We start from the raw sequence: 1,203 nt of genomic DNA on the forward strand, positions 1-1,203 counted from the left end.
GACGGGGTATCCGTGGTCATCGCCTGCGCGGTGATCGCCACATCGGCGCGCAGGCCGTGGGCGCGCGCGAAGTCCTCGGAAACGACCACCGCGGCGGCCGCGCCACAGGTGGGCGGGCAGCACTGCAGCCGGGTCAGCCAACCGAGGATCCGCGGCGAGGCAAGAACCTCCTCCACGGTCACCGGATCAGTGAACACCGCATACGGGTTGTTGGCCGCGTGCCGGCGCGACTTCACCGAGATCCGCGCGAATACCGCCGGGTCCATCCCGTACTTCTCACAGTAGGCCGCACCCGCACCGGCGAAGTACCGCGGTGCGAACGGCACCCCCTCGACCTCGCCCTGCACCTTGGTGACCACCTCGTCGAACCGCTCGAAGGCGTTGGGCCGGTCGTCCCACTGCATYGTCAGCGCGCCGCGCCGCATCTGCTCGAACCCGAACGCCAGCACGCAGTCCGCCGCCCCGGAAGCCACCGCCTGCCGCGCCAGGAACAGCGCCGACGACCCACTAGAGCAGTTGTTGTTCACGTTCACCACCGGCGCCCCGGTCATCCCCACCCGGTACAGCGCCTTCTGCCCGCTCGTCGAGTCGCCGTACACATAGCCGGCGTACGTCTGCTGGACCGCCGCCAGGTCGATCCCGGCATCGGCCAACGCCGCCCTGACCGCCCCCTCGGCCAGCACGTCGTAGCTGTCGCTCCTGCTCGGCGTCGCGAACGGMACCATGCCGACGCCCGCCACCATCACCCGACCGCTCATCACCACTCCCTAGGCTAGCTGCTGTTCACTTAATACCGTGAGCACCACAGTAGCGCACGTCAGGGGGAGAGGTGTGGCGTAAGCATGCTTGCGAGGATTCACAAGGCGGAGCGATGCGGATGCGTCACGGCCTGCGGTCGAGCRAAGTTCCACGCCGGTCAGTGGTTGAGCGCCCACAGGCCGACCAGGTTCGCGAAGGTGAAGACCACCGCGATGACGACGGCGAGGATGAGCCGCCTGYGGCGCTCGCGGCGGCGCCAGGTGGCCCGCGCCCGCCGGTAGGCGTCGGGCGACACGGGCACGCCGCCGGCGAGAGCGTCCAGGGCGTCGTGCAGCCGTCGTTCGGTGTCGCTGAGCGGCCCGGTGTGATATATCATGTCTGGGACTCCATCGCGCGGGACAGCGCCGTCATTCCTCGCGCCACATGGGATTTCACTGCGCCGCA

The 1,203-nt window shown here is 69.1% G+C and carries 2 pseudogenes; both read right to left on the bottom strand.

Annotated features, from left to right (window positions below):
- Positions 1-758: pseudogene (locus tag KBI5_RS24850) on the bottom strand (lipid-transfer protein); the annotation flags it as partial.
- Between the two features lie 161 nt (positions 759-919).
- Positions 920-1,135 (bottom strand): annotated as a pseudogene (locus tag KBI5_RS24855) (hypothetical protein); the annotation flags it as partial.
- Between the last annotated feature and the right edge of the window lie 68 nt (positions 1,136-1,203).

The organism is Frankia sp. KB5, assembly GCF_002099325.1.
In the GTDB taxonomy this organism is placed as follows: Bacteria; Actinomycetota; Actinomycetes; order Frankiales; family Frankiaceae; genus Frankia; species Frankia casuarinae.